This is a genomic window from Nitrosopumilus adriaticus (assembly GCF_000956175.1).
Classification (GTDB): domain Archaea; phylum Thermoproteota; class Nitrososphaeria; order Nitrososphaerales; family Nitrosopumilaceae; genus Nitrosopumilus; species Nitrosopumilus adriaticus.
Genome location: NZ_CP011070.1, coordinates 1,494,344 through 1,510,911, shown reverse-complemented (window position 1 = coordinate 1,510,911; position 16,568 = coordinate 1,494,344). Strand labels below are relative to the sequence as shown.

Annotated in this window: 19 protein-coding genes and 1 tRNA gene; 13 read left to right on the top strand and 7 right to left on the bottom strand. The window is 36.6% G+C overall.

Features of this window, described 5'->3' with window-relative positions; genetic code table 11:
- Window positions 1-600 (top strand): 30S ribosomal protein S7, encoded by a 600-nt coding sequence (locus tag NADRNF5_RS08985; protein ID WP_048117669.1) that lies wholly within the window; start codon window positions 1-3, stop codon window positions 598-600.
- A gap of 19 nt (window positions 601-619) precedes the next feature.
- Here the strand turns inward: NADRNF5_RS08985 and NADRNF5_RS08980 are convergent.
- Both NADRNF5_RS08980 and NADRNF5_RS08975 read right to left on the bottom strand, forming a co-directional pair.
- Window positions 620-707, bottom strand: a tRNA-Gln gene (locus tag NADRNF5_RS08980).
- Window positions 708-805: 98 nt separating this feature from the next.
- A complete protein-coding gene (locus NADRNF5_RS08975; protein WP_048117665.1) occupies window positions 806-1,126 on the bottom strand; it encodes a hypothetical protein in 321 nt (106 codons plus the stop codon).
- 35 nt (window positions 1,127-1,161) lie between these two features.
- On the opposite strand from NADRNF5_RS08975, the gene NADRNF5_RS08970 reads away from it, so the two are divergent.
- Window positions 1,162-1,866 carry a YkgJ family cysteine cluster protein gene (locus tag NADRNF5_RS08970; RefSeq protein WP_048117662.1) on the top strand — a complete coding sequence of 235 codons (705 nt, stop codon included), beginning with the start codon at window positions 1,162-1,164 and terminating at the stop codon, window positions 1,864-1,866.
- Here the strand turns inward: NADRNF5_RS08970 and NADRNF5_RS08965 are convergent.
- Complete coding sequence (locus tag NADRNF5_RS08965) at window positions 1,863-2,894, bottom strand: NAD(P)/FAD-dependent oxidoreductase (RefSeq protein WP_237089262.1); 1,032 nt, start codon at window positions 2,892-2,894, stop codon at window positions 1,863-1,865. The two genes, NADRNF5_RS08970 and NADRNF5_RS08965, sit on opposite strands and share 4 nt — an antisense overlap.
- A gap of 282 nt (window positions 2,895-3,176) precedes the next feature.
- On the opposite strand from NADRNF5_RS08965, the gene NADRNF5_RS08960 reads away from it, so the two are divergent.
- From NADRNF5_RS08960 to NADRNF5_RS10955, 5 genes are all read left to right on the top strand, one after another.
- Complete coding sequence (locus tag NADRNF5_RS08960) at window positions 3,177-3,776, top strand: nitroreductase family protein (protein ID WP_048117657.1); 600 nt, start codon at window positions 3,177-3,179, stop codon at window positions 3,774-3,776.
- 89 nt (window positions 3,777-3,865) lie between these two features.
- On the top strand, window positions 3,866-4,285 hold the full coding sequence (locus NADRNF5_RS08955; protein ID WP_048117653.1) for a hypothetical protein: 420 nt from the start codon (window positions 3,866-3,868) through the stop codon (window positions 4,283-4,285).
- A 133-nt stretch (window positions 4,286-4,418) separates the two neighbouring features.
- A complete protein-coding gene (locus tag NADRNF5_RS08950; RefSeq protein WP_048119500.1) occupies window positions 4,419-4,616 on the top strand; it encodes a hypothetical protein in 198 nt (65 codons plus the stop codon).
- Between the two features lie 78 nt (window positions 4,617-4,694).
- On the top strand, window positions 4,695-4,838 hold the full coding sequence (locus NADRNF5_RS11475; RefSeq protein ID WP_192828321.1) for a hypothetical protein: 144 nt from the start codon (window positions 4,695-4,697) through the stop codon (window positions 4,836-4,838).
- A 642-nt stretch (window positions 4,839-5,480) separates the two neighbouring features.
- The gene (locus NADRNF5_RS10955; protein WP_148313093.1) at window positions 5,481-5,687 is read left to right on the top strand and encodes a hypothetical protein; all 207 of its coding nucleotides are present in this window, start codon (window positions 5,481-5,483) and stop codon (window positions 5,685-5,687) included.
- Between the two features lie 7 nt (window positions 5,688-5,694).
- On the opposite strand, the gene NADRNF5_RS08945 is transcribed toward NADRNF5_RS10955, so the two are convergent.
- On the bottom strand, window positions 5,695-6,138 hold the full coding sequence (locus NADRNF5_RS08945) for a response regulator transcription factor (RefSeq protein ID WP_082052008.1): 444 nt from the start codon (window positions 6,136-6,138) through the stop codon (window positions 5,695-5,697).
- 115 nt (window positions 6,139-6,253) lie between these two features.
- On the opposite strand from NADRNF5_RS08945, the gene NADRNF5_RS08940 reads away from it, so the two are divergent.
- The 3 genes from NADRNF5_RS08940 to NADRNF5_RS08930 all read left to right on the top strand — a co-directional run bounded on the left by NADRNF5_RS08940 (window position 6,254) and on the right by NADRNF5_RS08930 (window position 8,520).
- Window positions 6,254-7,276 carry a hypothetical protein gene (locus NADRNF5_RS08940; RefSeq protein ID WP_048117651.1) on the top strand — a complete coding sequence of 341 codons (1,023 nt, stop codon included), beginning with the start codon at window positions 6,254-6,256 and terminating at the stop codon, window positions 7,274-7,276.
- 376 nt (window positions 7,277-7,652) lie between these two features.
- The gene (locus NADRNF5_RS08935) at window positions 7,653-8,084 is read left to right on the top strand and encodes a universal stress protein (protein WP_048117648.1); all 432 of its coding nucleotides are present in this window, start codon (window positions 7,653-7,655) and stop codon (window positions 8,082-8,084) included.
- A gap of 1 nt (window position 8,085) precedes the next feature.
- Complete coding sequence (locus tag NADRNF5_RS08930) at window positions 8,086-8,520, top strand: universal stress protein (RefSeq protein ID WP_048117645.1); 435 nt, start codon at window positions 8,086-8,088, stop codon at window positions 8,518-8,520.
- A gap of 4 nt (window positions 8,521-8,524) precedes the next feature.
- Here NADRNF5_RS08930 and NADRNF5_RS08925 read toward each other — a convergent pair whose 3' ends face one another.
- Window positions 8,525-8,887: a hypothetical protein gene (locus NADRNF5_RS08925; RefSeq protein WP_237089261.1), complete on the bottom strand. Its 363-nt coding sequence runs from the start codon at window positions 8,885-8,887 to the stop codon at window positions 8,525-8,527.
- Window positions 8,888-9,001: 114 nt separating this feature from the next.
- On the opposite strand from NADRNF5_RS08925, the gene NADRNF5_RS11470 reads away from it, so the two are divergent.
- The 3 genes from NADRNF5_RS11470 to NADRNF5_RS11825 all read left to right on the top strand — a co-directional run bounded on the left by NADRNF5_RS11470 (window position 9,002) and on the right by NADRNF5_RS11825 (window position 10,277).
- Window positions 9,002-9,178: a hypothetical protein gene (locus tag NADRNF5_RS11470; RefSeq protein WP_048119494.1), complete on the top strand. Its 177-nt coding sequence runs from the start codon at window positions 9,002-9,004 to the stop codon at window positions 9,176-9,178.
- A 55-nt stretch (window positions 9,179-9,233) separates the two neighbouring features.
- Window positions 9,234-9,824, top strand: coding sequence for a hypothetical protein (locus tag NADRNF5_RS08915; protein ID WP_048117639.1), 591 nt, complete (start codon window positions 9,234-9,236; stop codon window positions 9,822-9,824).
- 318 nt (window positions 9,825-10,142) lie between these two features.
- On the top strand, window positions 10,143-10,277 hold the full coding sequence (locus tag NADRNF5_RS11825) for a hypothetical protein (RefSeq protein WP_257719698.1): 135 nt from the start codon (window positions 10,143-10,145) through the stop codon (window positions 10,275-10,277).
- 679 nt (window positions 10,278-10,956) lie between these two features.
- On the opposite strand, the gene leuS is transcribed toward NADRNF5_RS11825, so the two are convergent.
- On the bottom strand, window positions 10,957-13,824 hold the full coding sequence (leuS, locus tag NADRNF5_RS08910; protein ID WP_048117637.1) for a leucine--tRNA ligase: 2,868 nt from the start codon (window positions 13,822-13,824) through the stop codon (window positions 10,957-10,959).
- Window positions 13,825-13,831: 7 nt separating this feature from the next.
- Entirely contained in the window at window positions 13,832-16,501 is a 2,670-nt protein-coding gene (alaS, locus tag NADRNF5_RS08905) for an alanine--tRNA ligase (protein ID WP_048117634.1), read from the bottom strand.
- Between the last annotated feature and the right edge of the window lie 67 nt (window positions 16,502-16,568).

Below are 16,568 nucleotides of genomic sequence, written 5' to 3'. Positions count from 1 at the left end.
ATGGCACAAACTAAAAACTTGTTATTATTTAGAAAATGGGATTTATCTGATATTGAAATCAAAGATCCTGGACTAAAAACTGCCATCTCTTTGAGAAAACAAATTTTACCTTACACTTATGGTCGTTCTGCATTAAAACGATTCAATAAAGCAGATGTTAACATTGTTGAGAGATTAATCAACAAAACAATGCATTTTGGAAAAAAATATGCAAAGAACACAGGACGAATGACTGGAAAGAAAACTAAACTTCTAAACACTGTAAAAACTTCTTTTGATATTATTGCGCTAAAGACTGGACAAAACCCAGTTGAAGTCTTAGTTAGAGCAATCGAGTTTTCTGCACCAAATGAAGACACTACTAGAATCGTTTATGGTGGTACTGTTTATCACGTATCTGTTGATGTTGCTCCAATCAGACGAGTTGACTTGGCACTAAAGTTCATAGCTGATGCAATCAAAGAGGCAACATTTTCCAATCCAAAACCAATCGAGGAACATATGGCCGAGCAAATAATGCTTGCAGCTGTAAATGATCCTAATGCACCTTCTGTAAAGAAGAAAAATGAGCTAGAAAGAATAGCACAAGCATCAAGATAGATTTTTTAGAAATTTTCAGTAGCCCGAGGCAGATTCGAACTGCCGTCTCCGCCTATCCACTCTTGAGATCCAGAGGGCAGAATCCTTGACCGCTAGACTATCGGGCTACTTGAAGAAATTTTTCTGTTTAAGAATATAATCATTTGTTGTTATGTTTGGTATTTCTATAATGAATAATTTTTATGGATTTTTTGAAATGCTATGATTACTTTATCCTAACTTCATGAATTGCAGTTGAATAATCACATTCTGCTTTTAATCGCATGTATGGTATTAGTCTATAATGAATCGAATAAATTTCTCCTTCCTTTAACAAAATTCCTTTTTGCATCAATGACACAAGTCCTCTTGAGGGAACATTGATTGAAACATTTTGTTCTTGACAAATTTTTTTACGTTTGTTTTGAAATTGTTTTAATGTAAATGATACGTCATTGACTTCTAAAACTAGAGGCCAAATTATTTCACTCCATACCCATCTTCTGTTTTGAGTAGCTGAGGCATACTTTCCTTTTTCACTCAACATTAATAACATGACTCACAGATGTTATATCTTAATAGTTGTCTCAAAACGAAATTGAAGAATCATTAAACTTGCTAGAAAAAGACTGGGATGTTGATCCAATTTTACGTAAATTCATGCTTGGCAAAATTACTGATGTATCTGACTATCCGCTCAAAGTCAAAGATGTAGTCTTTCATGTGCCCTATCTTAACTCTGAGAAAAAATTCATTTTATGGAAATGTTATTGGCCTGACTGTCATAACTGCTGTGACCGACAAGGAAGACTTCCGCTAACTTCTGATGACTTGATAACAATTGGAAAAGGCTTGAAATATCAAAAGCCTTCTGATTTTATTAAAAATGAAACACTTACTGTAACGTATCAAGAACCTGGGCCCTCAGGACAACTAACTACAATGACTACAATTAATCTGAAAAGAAAAAAAGATGAGACAACATCTGATGATGGAACGCACATCTCCTGTAGATTCTTAGATGAAAAAGGTGGGTGCAGTATGCATCCAGATAGACCTGGTGTTTGCTATCTCTATCCCTTCTCTAGCTGGCTTGAAAATGAAAAAGGCACTGCACGTGTTCATGCCACCTATCAGTTTACAGGGGATTGTCCTGGATTTTACTTGGCAGATTCCTTGGATCCGATGAAAGATGAATTCAAGGACTATTCTAAAACAATTTATGATTACAACATGGCATCAAATAGGACAAATAGAGAAGGGTTTGGCTCTGTTAGTTTTAGCTAGGCTTTAGCTACTTTCATCAAGTCTGCAATTTTGATATTCATTCCAAATCTGTCTTCGTGCTTTTTCATGTAGCGAAATATTGCAATGAAATCAGGTAATGCCTTGAAGAAACTAAAGTCCTTGTGAATTTTTGCTCGAACAAAATTAAACACTTTGGCATATACTTTGTAATGCTCTTCTACTGCTTTCTCATAAGCTTTGAAATCATTCATGTTTTCTAGGAATATCTCAACGCATTGCATTGAGGGAATTATTCCTTCACCTAATAGTGCATAAACTGTTCCAATTGATTCGCCAACTCCTACAACTTTTCCTGAATAGTATGGCTTGCATCTATCTGGTGTTGCAAGTCTGATTGGTCTTCCCTTTGTTGTAATTACTTTGCCTCCGTGCTTTTGCAAAAATTCATCAGTTGCCTTGATGTGTTGTTTATTGTAATCTCCTGCTCCAATATGTGCCCATTTCTCACCTAGTGGGAAATACCAAAAGTATCCGGACATTCCAGGAAATGGCTCTATGTAAAAGTCATCATAGGGAACCCCGTTTTCATATTCTACCTTGTACTCGTATGTTGGCAAAAAGAAATCCTCCTTTAGCTTTGGAAGATAGACTCTGTTAAATCCAGTACAGTCAACTATCATGTCATATTCTTTTTCTAATTCTTCAAGCTTTGGGGCTTGTCCATAAATTATCTTTGAATCTTTGATGAAATCCTTGATTAGTCCTAATTTGTTATACGTGCACAATCCCTTTAATCCAATGTCAAACTTTACATCGTTGTTCATTTTCACATGCATGTTTTTGCCGTCATGAATCAAAAAGTCATTGAAATCTCTTCCCGTTTTTTTGCAAAAATCTGCCAGTACCGATTTTATTGTTCCCCATGCACAAATTGAATCATGTTTTTCTTCAACATTTCTTTCATACCCTACAACTTCGTGCTCTGAGTCCTTTAGTCTGGCCATAAGATAAGATCCTGCAACACCCATTCCCATTACTGCAATCTTCAAGATGTATTGAAATTTCATTTTGCCTAATAAATACACTATCTGGAAATTTTGCTAGTGTTAACCTAATTGCCACTAGTAGGAAAAAGTAGTACCGGTTAAATATGAAATTTCCATATTGATTTTGAAAGGTAAGTCTTTCGTCTGATTACAATAGTTTCAGGCCTAAAGACAATCGCTGTCATCAGGTAACAGATGTTTCTGATCTTAAGCGACGAGCTGTCATCAACATCCTTTCGGGAGTTGATCTTAAGCTCAATCACCTTTTCATAAAGTTAAATTTGGTAACCTGTGTCTGTTATTATGGATACAATTGATGCGATAAAATCCCGTCGTTCAATTAAGAGTTTTAAAAATCATGAAATCACTAAAGATGAGATTGATCAGATTCTTCAATGTGCTATTTTGTCTCCAACTTCATACAATATCCAAAACTGGAGATTTGTAATTGTTACAGAACAAAAACTCAAAGATGAAATGGCTCAACTATCATATGGACAAAAGCAAGTTTCAGAAGCCTCTCTAGTCATTGTACTGTGTGCTGACTTGAAGGCCTGGGAGAAAAACCCTGAGCGTTACTGGAAAAATGTTTCAGAAGAATCCCGAAATTATCTAGTCAATGGAATTAAGCAAGCATATTCAGGAAATCCTGAGCTTGAAAAAGACCAGGCAATTCGCTCCTGTGGTATTGCAGCTCAAACTATCATGCTTGCAGCAAAATCTATCGGATATGACAGCTGTCCTATGGAGGGCTTTGATTATGACAAGGTTGGAAAATTGATCAATCTACCTGATGATCATATAGTTACAATGATGGTAGTGATTGGAAAATCTGCAAAGGATCCTGCACCACGTGGTGGGCAATTACCTCTATCTGATGTGGTCTTTGAGAATTCGTTTTGATATAATTAAATTAATTAGAATTTTTCAGAAATTCAATATGACGAACCTGTTTTAATAACGCTTAATTTCCTAATTTATACAGAAAATTTATGAAATTCTACATTATTATTGCAATTGCAGTATTAGTTGGAATTATTTCACTAGTTACAATTATGCCTCAGGATCAAAATACTCTTGAAAATTCAGAATCTTACATTCTTGAAAACAAAGAAAATCTTGATAGTGCATTACTCCAATGTGATTTAATCATGACTGATGCATCTACCTTTAGTGAATCAGAATTGTTAGTTGCAGGGACTAACTGGGAATATTGCATTAATAATGCCATAGATCTGTATGGCACTATTGAACAAAAAGAAATTTGGGAAGCCAAGAAACAACAAAATCCATTACGCTTTCAAATTGATCAAATAATGAAAAATACTAAAATCCAAGAATGTAATGAACAGTGGTCAAACCAAACTCAAATTGATGAATGCATTGAAAATGTTAATTTACAATTTCCTTAGTTTTAAAAAACCCAAATCAAACTCCAATATCCTTAAGTCTATTATATTTTCATATGATTTGTAATTGATTTGTGAGAGATGCGATTCTGAATTTTCAACTCATATTGATGGGAAACTAATTTGTCTTGATTGTATGACTCAGCTAGACTTGCTATATGAAGAAAAAAAAGTCAATGACAGACGAATCAAAAAATTACTAAAACACAAGGATGCAGAACTAAAAAACCCAACATCTGATGAAACCATGAAGCGATTAGATCACAATTTACAAATTGAATACAAAAAACGTGATGGAATAACCAAAGCAATTAATTCCAAATCTAAATTTTAATTTTTTCATCTTTGATGCAAGTATGAAATTGCATTCATGTGTAATTAGATTATATACTGTTAGGAATCCCGACTTTTTATGGGTAAAAGACTTACAATTGTATTGGATGATGAGATTGTAAAAAAATTAAGAGTCATTCAAGCAAAGAAGATTAGTAAATCTGCAAATTCTGTGAGTTTTTCAAACGTGATTAACACTGAACTCAAAAGACTTCTCAAATAATTACAATTCTTATAAAAATTAATTTTTGACTAGACTCTCAAGTGATAATCCATAGTACTGTTTATCTCCAGTTTCTAATGTCTTTATCAATTCTTTTTTAAATTCATAGATCTCTTTTGCAGTCTTCATATTGTTGGTGTGATTTTGGTTCTGATAATGTTGGCTTTGCAAAATCTGTAAACCATTAGTTAACAGCCTGTCTTTGTTTTTTTATTATCACTATAACCTGCCCTTTTAGGCTCGATTCTTCCTAGATACTCTCTCATGATTTGCAATATGTTGGGGTGCGACACTGAGGCATATGCCCAAGTAATGTTTTACCATTTCGAAGAGGGGAGTCGAAAACCATACTGCAAGCAGATCATGAGGTTTTGTATTATTCACGCTAAACTGATTTCACGAGATTACAGCATAATTCGGGTTCAAGTTATGAATTGAGAAAGATAAATCTTGATGTAAAAGACCGGGACTATCTGGATTTTTTGAGCATCTGCATTGAAGAGGAATTATCAGTTGAGGATAAGCTAAAAAACATCATTCGCTATCATCTAATCACATATAGAAACAGAGCAAAGATGAAGAATCAGAAATTATTCTGACTTTAACCGACAATATTTTCTATGAGACATGTGTGAACTTTATGTGCATTGTAACAGTGCTTGCAAACAATACATCGCAAAGAGCAACTCTGCAGAAGGTGGAAGATATGAGCAGGGACAAAAGCGATGCCCTGAATGTGAGGTTTTTATTTTTTGGGAAGGACTCTGGTGTCCTTGTTGTGGAAGATTATTGAGAACAAAGCCCAGAGCTCGAAAACTCAAAAATAAGCTGTCACTTAGTCGCAGATAATCTATTGTTATTTCCGTTTAAGATCTTTGATTTGTTTAAATGAAGTTGATGAGCGTTTGTAATCTCTGTTCATGCTCAACTGTTTTGAGACTGTCATTACAACTGCACCTGAGCTAAAAGGCTTGATGATGTAGTCCTTTGCTCCCCCTGATTTTACTGCCGCATCAATGATCTCTTTATTTTCCCTAGTTGACACAACTATTATTTTGGCATCAGGATCAAACTCCATAATTTCATTAATTGCCTGAATTCCACCAACGTTTGGCATCATTATGTCCATTATCACTATGTGTGGTTTGTATTTCTTGTACATGGAAATGCCTTCTTCTCCATCTTTTGCCTCATAATGATAATAACCGACTTGTGCATCTATAAGGAGCCTCTTTACTTTAATTCGAAATGATTCAGAATCATCGACTATCAAAATTTTGCTAAAGCGTATTGGATTCAACTACAAATCAATGCTAAATTATGCTAATAATACACTGTGAGCTCAGAACCACACTTGAGAATGAATTTCATCATTTCATAAACATACTTAATTTGAGAATTGTTTCATGATATCGATGGGCAAACTAGTTGCAATAGGGATTGTTCTTCTTGTGATATTTTTGATTATTGTGGGGATGTTTGTCTATTCATACACCCAGCTCTCAGTTAATCTCAATGATGTAAAATTTCACAGCATTGATTGGGCTACTTTGACATGGGATAAGCTGCTCAATCTTGGCTTGTCTACTTTAACTGGTGAGTGGTTTGGTGCTGCATTTGAGCTAATAGAGGGAATTAATCTGAATCTATTCTTTGGAATTGCAAATAACGGGCTCTTGCCAGTATACATTCCTGACTTGTCATATGATGTCTTGATTAATGGAATTTCAATTGGTAAGGGGAATAGTGATGTTGATCTTGTAATTAATCCCGGACAAATCAAAGTCATTTCATCATTTCAAAACATCACAAAAGATAGCATGATGCCTGCCATATCTTCTGTAATAGAATCTCAGGGAGTAATGGAGATTAGAGTAAAAGGAATCGCATATTTCCAGTTCTTCGGTCTTGGCATTCCTGTTCCATTTGAGTCGTATAGAACCATCTCAATCTATGACGAGGTACGAGAAAGAATCAATGAGGAGATTCAGAAAAACAAGATGCAAAACTCTGTGATATCTTCTGTTGGAAAATCAATTGGGAGTGCACTTGGCAGCATTGTAAATGAAATCTTTGGCGGGGAGAAACTGGACCTGGATTTGTCTGGCCAAAAGTTTGCAGACTCTATGTATGAGGTGGGTCCTGGGGCTTACACATATGTCTCATTTACTTTACCCTGCGATGCCCGAGTGCAAGGGGGATTCATTGCAAGTGACATACTGGGCGATGACATTATTGTCATACTAATGGATGATTACAATTTTGACAAATTTGAAAATAACCAAAGTGCCATATCATTTTTTGATAGCGGCAAGGTAAAGTCTGGAGAATTTGATTTGATGTTAGGATCAGGTGACTATTACATTGTAATGTCAAACCAGTACTCTTTGCTCTCAACCAAAACTGTCCAGCTGCAGGCAGCAACGCTTTGCGTCTAATCGTTGTCACAATCCATGTCAAGACAGTCCTGACACAATCTCATTGTGATTTGTGGGAATTGTTTTGACTGTCGCGTAAACACTATGGGCTTGTGTCCACAAGAAAAAACCTGCTCATCCATCAAATCATTAATCATTTTACAGTATATCAAGAATGCTGTAAATTAGTGTGTAAAATTTGAACAGAACATTTCCTATATACTAAAAATTATTTTGGAAAATTATGGACATTGAGGAAGTAGACGAATTTATCTACGAATTCCATGAAAGAATTCTCGGCATTACGCCGCCAAAAAAGTCTAATTAGACTATCTGAATCTCTCTAAAGAAAAACAATGATGGGTATTATTAGTGAGAAAGTCTGATTTGATATAAGATGGATTTTAAAAACATCATGGTGGCATTTGATTCTTCAAGCTACTCATACAGGGCATTTGATGCTGCACTAGATGTTGCAGAGGCAAAAAGTAAAATCACAGTAACTACTGTCCTTACAGGAATATATCAGCCATCTATTGGATTTTCAATGAAATACAATAAGGAAGAGCTAGCCAAATATACCAAAGTTATCAGAAAAACTGTTTCAAAGCTTGAATCCCTTGCAAAGAAAAAGAACATCAGTGTAACCTTGAAAATTTTACAAAACCCTTCAGTATCTACTGCAATTGTAAAGCATGTCCACTCAAGCAAGTATGATTTACTGGTGATAGGCTCTCATGGTAGAACTGGACTCAACAAGATGATTCTTGGAAGCATTGCAAATAGTGTTATACAAAAAGTAAAATGTCCAGTAATGGTGGTAAAGTAAAATGGCAATAACTAAAATTCTTGTACCTGTTGATGGATCATCTCATTCACTAAAAGCATTTAGAGCCGCACTTGATATTGCAAAAAACAAAAATGCCAAAATACATGTCTTGACATGTCTTCAAAAAGAAGACGTTGGCGCATGGTACATTGACAAAAGAACAAACAAAAAGATAATGGGCGATGCCAAAAAATTTGCAAAAGAATTTCTTTCAAAACTAGAAAAGCCTGCATCAGATGCAAACGTTCCAATCTCCTTTAATGTTCTTGAAACAAAATCTTCATCAAACCAGATTATCAAATTTTCAACTAGTCATAAAATTGATCTAATCGTTATTGGCTCTCATGGAAGAAGTGGATTTAACAAATTTCTTTTGGGCAGTGTCAGCAACAAGGTAAGCCAAATGGCAAAATGCCCTGTAATGATTATAAAATAAGATTTTAAATTTTTAGAATTGAGAGAATCTTTTGCACTATGCTGTCATGGTTTGATGAAATCTCAGCCGATAACAGTACGAGGTCTTTTCCATGATAAACGGTAATCCACTTTACACTACCCCTTGATTCAACTGACCAGTTTGTCTTGCCCAACTTGCCATCAAAGACCTTGTTCATCTTTGCCTTGAGTAGCGCCTCTCGGTGTACCAGCTTTGTCTCAGGAACTGTCAGCTGGGGAGTTATTCCTTTTTTTCTGTCATAGGCCTTGAGTCTTCCACATTTGCATAAAATCCCTACAAACCTGATGGACTCATCAATGCCAAGAAATTCCCCACATAACCTGTTTTCTAGTCTTTGTACTTGCACTGTTTTGATTTAATTTGAAAAATTAGAGCCTGTGAAAAAATATTTCTTGACTAAATGGTGTTCTTTTGGTTTGTTATTCTTGTGGTTTTTATGCTGATGATGTATACTGTATTCATGGTACTTGTGTGGATTGCAATTGCAGTTGGAATCTTGATTGTAGCTGTTCTGATTGTAAAGGCCAAAAAGACCAACCCACGCGAGATTGCCGGCATGGATATGAGATGCAAAAAGTGCGGAACTGAGACTGGCGGTATGATGTGTCCCAAATGCAACAAGACCTTTGGGGTTTAGTAGAACTGATAAGTTCTACGTGAGCGTTATATGCAATTTTTCAATTAGTCGTATAATGAAATCAAAACTAGCAATGACATCACTAATTGCAATGCTTGCAATAGTATCAGTTGGACTGCCAGCAGCAATGGCCGACTCTGATCAATTCAAGAAACGACACCTCGAGGTAGCTGATTTTGTTGGTGGAATCCAAATTACAGAGGATACCAAACGAGCAGATCTTAGAGAACAAGTTACAGTATCATTAAGTGAAGCATCTGCACTATACCCTGATGCCAACAGAGCAAGAATTGGTGTGGTGGTAAATGAGAATGACGATAAATTCCTGGCATGGATTGTAATTGAAAGAGAGTACAACCCTGAGACCTTTACTGGTGTAAAATACTTTCATGTAGTTGATGCAGCAGACATTGACAACGTTACTACCATAACACACGAAATAGACAACACTGATAGAATTCAAAAAAAGATTGACAGACTAGACCAAAAGATTGAGAAAATCACAGAGAGACTAGCTGAGAATCCTGATGATAAAAAGGCAGAGTTTCTAGGAATGTTGTTAGAGATTAGAGATGCATTAAGTAACGGCGACTATGATACAGCAAAAGATCTTAGAGACCAACTAAAATCACTACGAGGGGCATAACCTCTTTTTTTCTTTTTCGTAGCTGAGTAGTTAATTCAGTCCTTCCAAAACGGATATGCAAACTCACACCACTACGATACCATTCATTACTTTATCTGACTAAAGAATGATCTCTTTATGCCAAAGGCAGTCTTCGATAATTCTCTGCTAATCTCTCTTTGTTTGTAGTGGCTATCTTTTTTAGCCCTGCAAATGTACTTTGAAAAATTTCTAGTTTTTCTTGTTTTGATAACATGTTATTGTTAGTTATTTCTCATAGATAAAGGACTGGCAAATTCATTCCAACAGGCTTAAGTTTGAAAAATTTCTAGAAAAATAGTGAGTGAGAAAAAACCCAAGAAAAAAGACGGGCGAAAGCAGAAAGGGCAAAAGGCAGCTGAGGCAAGACAGCGAGTTGTAAAATACAAAAGCGCGCAGCAAAAAAAGAAGAAACGAAAAACCCCGAAATACTAGGATTTCAGTTGTTTAGAATATGATTAATTTGAGAATTCATAGATACGATACTGCAAACGCTTAAGACGCTACCTTACGAGCCTCATCATGAAAGTATCACTCAATGACAAAAAAGCAATAGGTATCAGTGGATTTATGCTGGTCTCAATTGCCATTTACCTTGTTGTATCCTATGCCACAATGGGCTAATTTTATAAAAGAAAATGTATGCTCTAAACGCTATAGGGTTTGTGTAAATGGGATTCAAGGACTGGTTTGTAGATGATAACAGTGGGAGCTACTCCGTCAAGGTCCAGTGCTCTGGATGCCATAGAATTACCGTAGTCAAGATTCCATCTGGGAAATCATTTGAGAAGTGGAGCGAGAAATCAAAGTGCGGCCAGTGTGATGATTCCTGGTCCAAGCTAGACTAGAATATCTCTGTTCTTGCATTCTTTGAGTAATTGAAAAAATCGGAATATCATTCTCAACTCAGGCACGAAAAATGGTCAAATCTCGGAAAGTTTGAAAATTATGAATATATTTGAATCTCTACGAACAATGATCAACTGATCCATTTGGGATATGTTATCCTTGTCAATCCCTTAAAAAATAACATGTACATTTATCTACAAAGATTTTCTCAGCAGTTATCTCATGATGATACTAGCTCGGCTGAATTTCTAATAAAAACAACTTTCTATTCAATCAATATCGCAGGCTTGAAAGGTCTTGCATGTCTAGCTTTACCTTTTGGATCATAGATATCTGAATCATTCTCTGAATAAACCAAAACCCCCACACCAAATTCCTTTTTGCCAATATCCGATAACTCTGATTTTAAAAATTCCTTTTCATTAAATGAATCAGATTCTAGCTTCATCTGTTTTATTTCCTCAGATTCAGAATGCAAGTCCTTGATTACTTTTTGAATGAAATCAGGCATCTTTTTGGCATCAGTTGTTTCTGGATCTGCAATGAGTTCCTTCATCACTACTCCCATGTTGTTTTGACCGCCTACCATAATTCCTAAAACTTTGCGATAAACTTTGGATTTCATCTCGTCAGAATTTACATAGATTACAATTTTTTTCGGAGTAATTTTTGTAACTTTGAGAATGTTTGCAATATCATCAATGGTTGATTTTAGTAACTCTTCAGATTGAATTGCAGTAGCATCAACTAATCCTTTTGCAAATTCAGGCCATGCTGACTTTGATACCAGTTCATTGTTCCCTAATGCTGCCCACATCTCTTCTGCTACATGTGGTGCAAATGGCGATAACATTGCAACTCTGTCTGAATTTATTTTGTGTAATATTGCTGAATTGTTCTCCCTGCCTTTAGCTTGCACTCGCTTGTTGTACCAGCTCAAGTCTGACTCAAATGAGAACAAAATATCATGCAGTGCCTCTCGTAATCTCATTTTTTCAACAGCTTCAGTTACCTGTCCGATTAGATTCTGGGTTTTTGATAAAATCCACCTATCCTCAGGCTCCAAATTATTAATTTCGCCTTGTTTTACCTTACTGCAATCATCTAATAGTGATTGCAATTTTCCTTGAATTCCTGAGACTGACTCCATGTTAAAGTCAGCATCTTGCAGTAATTCAGCTGATGAAATTATTGCAAGTCTAATAGGATCTGCACCATGCTCTCTGATTGCAGTACGTAGTGGAATGATATTTCCCATGCTCTTTGACATTTTAGCGCCATCCATCATGACACTGCCATTGACAACAATTTCTTGCGGCCAATACTTTTTATCAAATATTGCAACGTGATTTAAGACAAAAAATGTCAAGTGATTCTGAACCAAATCACGACCTGAATGACGTGAGTCCACCGGATAAAAGTATGTGAACTCTTTTTTCATTGCACTGACTAGATTTTCTGAAAGTTTTGATGATTTGGCAGCAGAGTCCAAGTCTCCAATATCAAGTAAAATAAAATCAAATAATTCTTTTGTGAGATTCTCCGGATTAACCTTACCCTCATTTACAAATCGTGAAATGGTATAGTATGCCATGTAAATTACACTATCAGACAATGACTCTACAATCCAGTCCTTGTCCCATGGTAGTTTAGTTCCAAGTCCCTGCTGTCTTGCACATGCTCGCTCATGCAGCCAACTAACAACATCATGAAACTCTGTCTTTATTTTGTTAGGTAGAATGTTCATCTCATCAAAACATTTTCTTGCCAATGTTTTCCAATCCTCGTCTCCGTAATTGAGGAACCACTGGTTTGATAGTATCTTTACAACACATTCAGCCCCACAACGACAACGAACAGGACCATTCTCTAGTACTGGGAATTTTTCTAGGTGTTCATTTATTTCCAACCATTCCCTTACTTTATCTCGTCCAAACTCTACCTTTATCCCTGCAAACTCTCCGCATCGCTCGTTTAGTTTTCCTGTGGTAAACTCTTTGTTGTATAGCTCGTTTGTTGCCTCATCTAGCTTTTGGTCTATTTGGTTTGCAACTCCCATCTTTTCGCAAATCTCTTTTGCAGGAATTACTCCATACCCTTCTGTGGTAATTATTGGAATAGGGTCAATTTTCGAGGCTAATTTGTGATTTTTAGCCTTGAGATCCATCAATGCCTGATAGTCTTTTGGAGCATGAGCTGGCACTGACATTACTAGTCCTGTTCCCATCCCCGGCTCTACAAAGTCAGCTGGCAATATTGGAATCTCATTTCCATTGTGTGATGTTGCATATCTGTCAATTAGCTGACTTCCTGGAATGTCACCTTCAATTGAAATTTCTTTTTCGAAAAACTTTAGCTTGTGTGCACATTCTTCAGAGACTATCCACTTTTCATTATCCACTGTAACTTTTTTGTAAGTAACATTTGGATTGACCCAGAAATTTGTTATTCCGAAAATTGTTTCAGGACGTAATGTTGTAATTGGAAATACCAAGTCACCGAACTGGAACTTTACAAGATAATTTTTGTCATCAATCTTTGGTTCAACGTCCCCCATTGTGTCATGCTGTGATACTGGATTGTTGTCTTTTGGACACCATCCAACTGGATGGCTGCCCTGAATTATTTTACCATTCTCTTTGAGTGTAGTTATTTGCCACTCGATGAATTTCTGATAACCTGGAACTATGGTTGTAAACTCTCGTCTCCAATCAATGGAGTAGCCCATCTCTATCATGCCAGACTTTATCTCTTCATGAAAATAATCTGCAATCTTTATTGGTTCAACAAATGTTTTGATGTCTTCTTCTGGAACATGGTAAATGTTTCTTAATCCATCAAGAATCTCTTTCTCACCTGCCTCTATTCTCTTTGCCATGCCAAGTACTGGTGTTCCAGTATAATGGAATCCCATTGGGAACAATACATTGTATCCTTTCATTCGATAAAATCTAGCATGAACGTCAGCTAGTGTGTATGTTCTTCCGTGTCCTATGTGCTGTGGTGAGTTTGGATACGGATATGCAACTGTAATGAATTTTTTTGGTTTGTCATTGGGCTCTGTCTCAAAGTCTTTGTTTTCTATCCACTTGTTTCGCCATTTACTTTCAATTTCATTCCAGTTAATTTCCATGTTTCATTCATCCTAAAATCATTGATTTTGCTTTGGCTATTGCCTGCTCCATTTTAGATGTGTCTTTTCCTCCACCTTGGGCAAATTTGGCATCCCCGCCACCTGAACCACCTAAAATTGCGGCAATCTCCTTGGCAATCACGCCTGCATCAATACCTGATTGCTCTCCGGCATACACCATAATTCGAATTGTTGGGCCTGCCTCAAAAATCCCACAAAATGCTGCAGTGTTATCTTTTGCTACTAGCTTTTTGCCAAAGTTGAGATGAAAATATTCGTCATAATTCTCGCTAGCTGTAAAGCACAATTTGTTTTTGATGCTAATACCATCAATATCCCCTGATTCCCCATCTAGAATCTTTTCTAGCAAAACAGGAATCTGCTCTCTTGCCTTTTGCTTGTTTTCTTCTCTTCTCTTTTCTAGTTCTGCCTTGTCTTTAGCTTCTTGCTCTTTTTGTTTTAGAACAATCTCTTGATTCTTTACATATTCGTATGCATTGGGACCTGAGACAAATTCCAATCTTACCACACCGTCTTGAATTCGTTTTGTTTTTGTGATTTTGATTAGTTCAATGTCGCCAGTTTTCTTTACATGTGTTCCACCACAAGCTTCGACATCTTTGTCTTCAATTGATACAATTCTAACAGACTTTACTGGAACTACACCGCCCTGGTAAATTCTAAATCCATATGTCTGCTCTGCAGTCCCTCTATCAAAATAATCAATGTTTACTGTAAGGTTTTCTTTTACCATCTTGTTTGCAGCATCTTCGATTTGTTTTACTTGCTCATCAGTCAATGATGAGTGGTGAGTTATATCCAGTCTGGCATGATCATCGTCTTTGAATGCAGAGTGTTGCCAAATCCATGAACCAAGTACTCCTCTAGATGATGCGTTAATGATATGGGTACTTGTATGGTTCTTTGTAATGTTTGCACGTCTTGTTTCATCCACTACACACTTTACAGTCTCTCCTTCTTTTGGTACTCCGCCTTCTAACTTGTGAACAATAACGTGTGCATGCTTGTCTACATTAGTAACTTTGAATCCTGCAATGGTACCGTGGTCTGGTTCTTGTCCTCCACCTCTTGCATAAAATGAAGTTCTATCTAGTACCACATGATCATCGAACACCTTGATTACCTTTGCATCAAACTCCATTGGGTCGTCTTTGTAAAACAGAGTTTCAGTTTCTGGCAAATCATCTAGTGGCAGTTCTGCAATTGCTTTTTTCTTTTCAGACTGGTGCAAATCTGATAACTTGGAGTAAAATGAAGATGGCACCTCATCAATCGCATTGACTTCTTTGAGATATTCAGGCGTGATTCCGTCTGATTCGTATAGCGTGATTAACTCATCAACTGATGGCACACCTCTCTCTCGAATCTTTTCAGCCTTTTTCTTCATGTGGACTTTGGAATCCTCGTATCGTCCAGCTTCAATCTTTAGAATTTTCTTGACATCCTCTCTTTTCTCATCAAGCTCTGGATACGTATCCTTGAGATAGTCAATGTGAGTGTCAATCAAGTCATCAATGTCAAGTTTTAGATTTAATTTGCTAATTGTTGCATTGATTCTTCGCAGCATCATTCTGAGATTGTATCCCCCACCAACATTGCTTGGCAGTGCACCATCAGTAATTGCAAATATCAAAGTCCTCAGATGGTCTGCAATAAGATAAATCCCTTCAAGTGGTGTAATCATTTTGTTTAGCTGGTCGTCTGTAAGTCCTGCTTTCTTTATTGCATGTCTCCTTACATCATTTAGATCCTCAAAGTCATCAAGTGCCTTTGCAATCTCTGTAAAGTATTTTCTTAGAATTTCTGAATCCGAATCAATTCCTATTGTGTTAAATAATTTCTGGTTAATTGGACCAAAGCAGCAGTCATATGCAGTAGGTGTTCCCATGGTAATCCATGCAAATCTCTCAAGGCCTGCACCCATGTCAATTACTCGCTGGTCTAGTGTCGTGTGCTGTCCTAATTCCCCTTGAAATTCAGTAAAGACTGCATTGCCAAGCTCTAGTCCATTTACAAAATATTCCAGTGACGGACCAAAAGAGCCACCGCCTGCCCAAACGTCTTCAACAAAAACAACTTCTTCTTTCTTTATTCCAAACTGATCAGTTAGTAACCTATAATCCAAATCAACGCACTCGTCTTTCCAGTATCCGTCCCCTTCTGGAATGCTGTGCTGTCCAATCATGCAGAAACTCGAAAAGTGTCGTCCTGTAACTCCGACATTCTCTAAATCCTTGAATCTCAGACAAGTCTGCGGAACTACCAATGGGTTTGCAGGAAACTCAAAGACTACCTTTGAACCCATGATTCTTTGAAAGTCAACAACTGATGCAATAGTAAAGAACAAGTCATCTCGCCATCTGCACACCACAGGATAACGACTAACTGACTTGTGGTTATTTTTTACAAAAAACTCTTCGACTTGTCTCCAAGCTTGAGTATAATCAAATCTCTTTGTAGTTGGAGGATTTCCAATAAATGAATAAGTGTCTGCTCCATCATCAGGACACAAATCTCGTCCAGAATCAAGCGTCCAAAAGAATCTGCCACATTTTGTGCATGACTTTCTTACAAATCCTTGCTCTGAGAATAGCTTGACATTGTAATGTCTGTCAGGATCTGCTGAAAATTCTTTTAGAATCTCTTTTTTATCCAACGATGAAGCCTGCCCTATCCCGATATTAAGAATTGTCGATTAAAACAAGATTCTAACCAATAATCTA

Excerpts from the sequence above, each read along its gene's own strand:
- NADRNF5_RS08985 (WP_048117669.1), top strand. The coding sequence starts at position 1 with ATGGCACAAACTAAAAACTTGTTATTATTTAGAAAATGGGATTTATCT.
- NADRNF5_RS08975 (WP_048117665.1), bottom strand. The coding sequence starts at position 1,126 with ATGTTGAGTGAAAAAGGAAAGTATGCCTCAGCTACTCAAAACAGAAGA.
- NADRNF5_RS08965 (WP_237089262.1), bottom strand. The coding sequence starts at position 2,894 with ATGAAATTTCAATACATCTTGAAGATTGCAGTAATGGGAATGGGTGTT.
- NADRNF5_RS08960 (WP_048117657.1), top strand. The coding sequence starts at position 3,177 with ATGGATACAATTGATGCGATAAAATCCCGTCGTTCAATTAAGAGTTTT.
- NADRNF5_RS08955 (WP_048117653.1), top strand. The coding sequence starts at position 3,866 with ATGAAATTCTACATTATTATTGCAATTGCAGTATTAGTTGGAATTATT.
- NADRNF5_RS08950 (WP_048119500.1), top strand. The coding sequence starts at position 4,419 with ATGACTCAGCTAGACTTGCTATATGAAGAAAAAAAAGTCAATGACAGA.
- NADRNF5_RS11475 (WP_192828321.1), top strand. The coding sequence starts at position 4,695 with ATGGGTAAAAGACTTACAATTGTATTGGATGATGAGATTGTAAAAAAA.
- NADRNF5_RS08940 (WP_048117651.1), top strand. The coding sequence starts at position 6,254 with ATGGGCAAACTAGTTGCAATAGGGATTGTTCTTCTTGTGATATTTTTG.
- NADRNF5_RS08935 (WP_048117648.1), top strand. The coding sequence starts at position 7,653 with ATGGATTTTAAAAACATCATGGTGGCATTTGATTCTTCAAGCTACTCA.
- NADRNF5_RS08930 (WP_048117645.1), top strand. The coding sequence starts at position 8,086 with ATGGCAATAACTAAAATTCTTGTACCTGTTGATGGATCATCTCATTCA.
- NADRNF5_RS11470 (WP_048119494.1), top strand. The coding sequence starts at position 9,002 with ATGGTACTTGTGTGGATTGCAATTGCAGTTGGAATCTTGATTGTAGCT.
- NADRNF5_RS08915 (WP_048117639.1), top strand. The coding sequence starts at position 9,234 with ATGAAATCAAAACTAGCAATGACATCACTAATTGCAATGCTTGCAATA.
- leuS (WP_048117637.1), bottom strand. The coding sequence starts at position 13,824 with ATGGAAATTAACTGGAATGAAATTGAAAGTAAATGGCGAAACAAGTGG.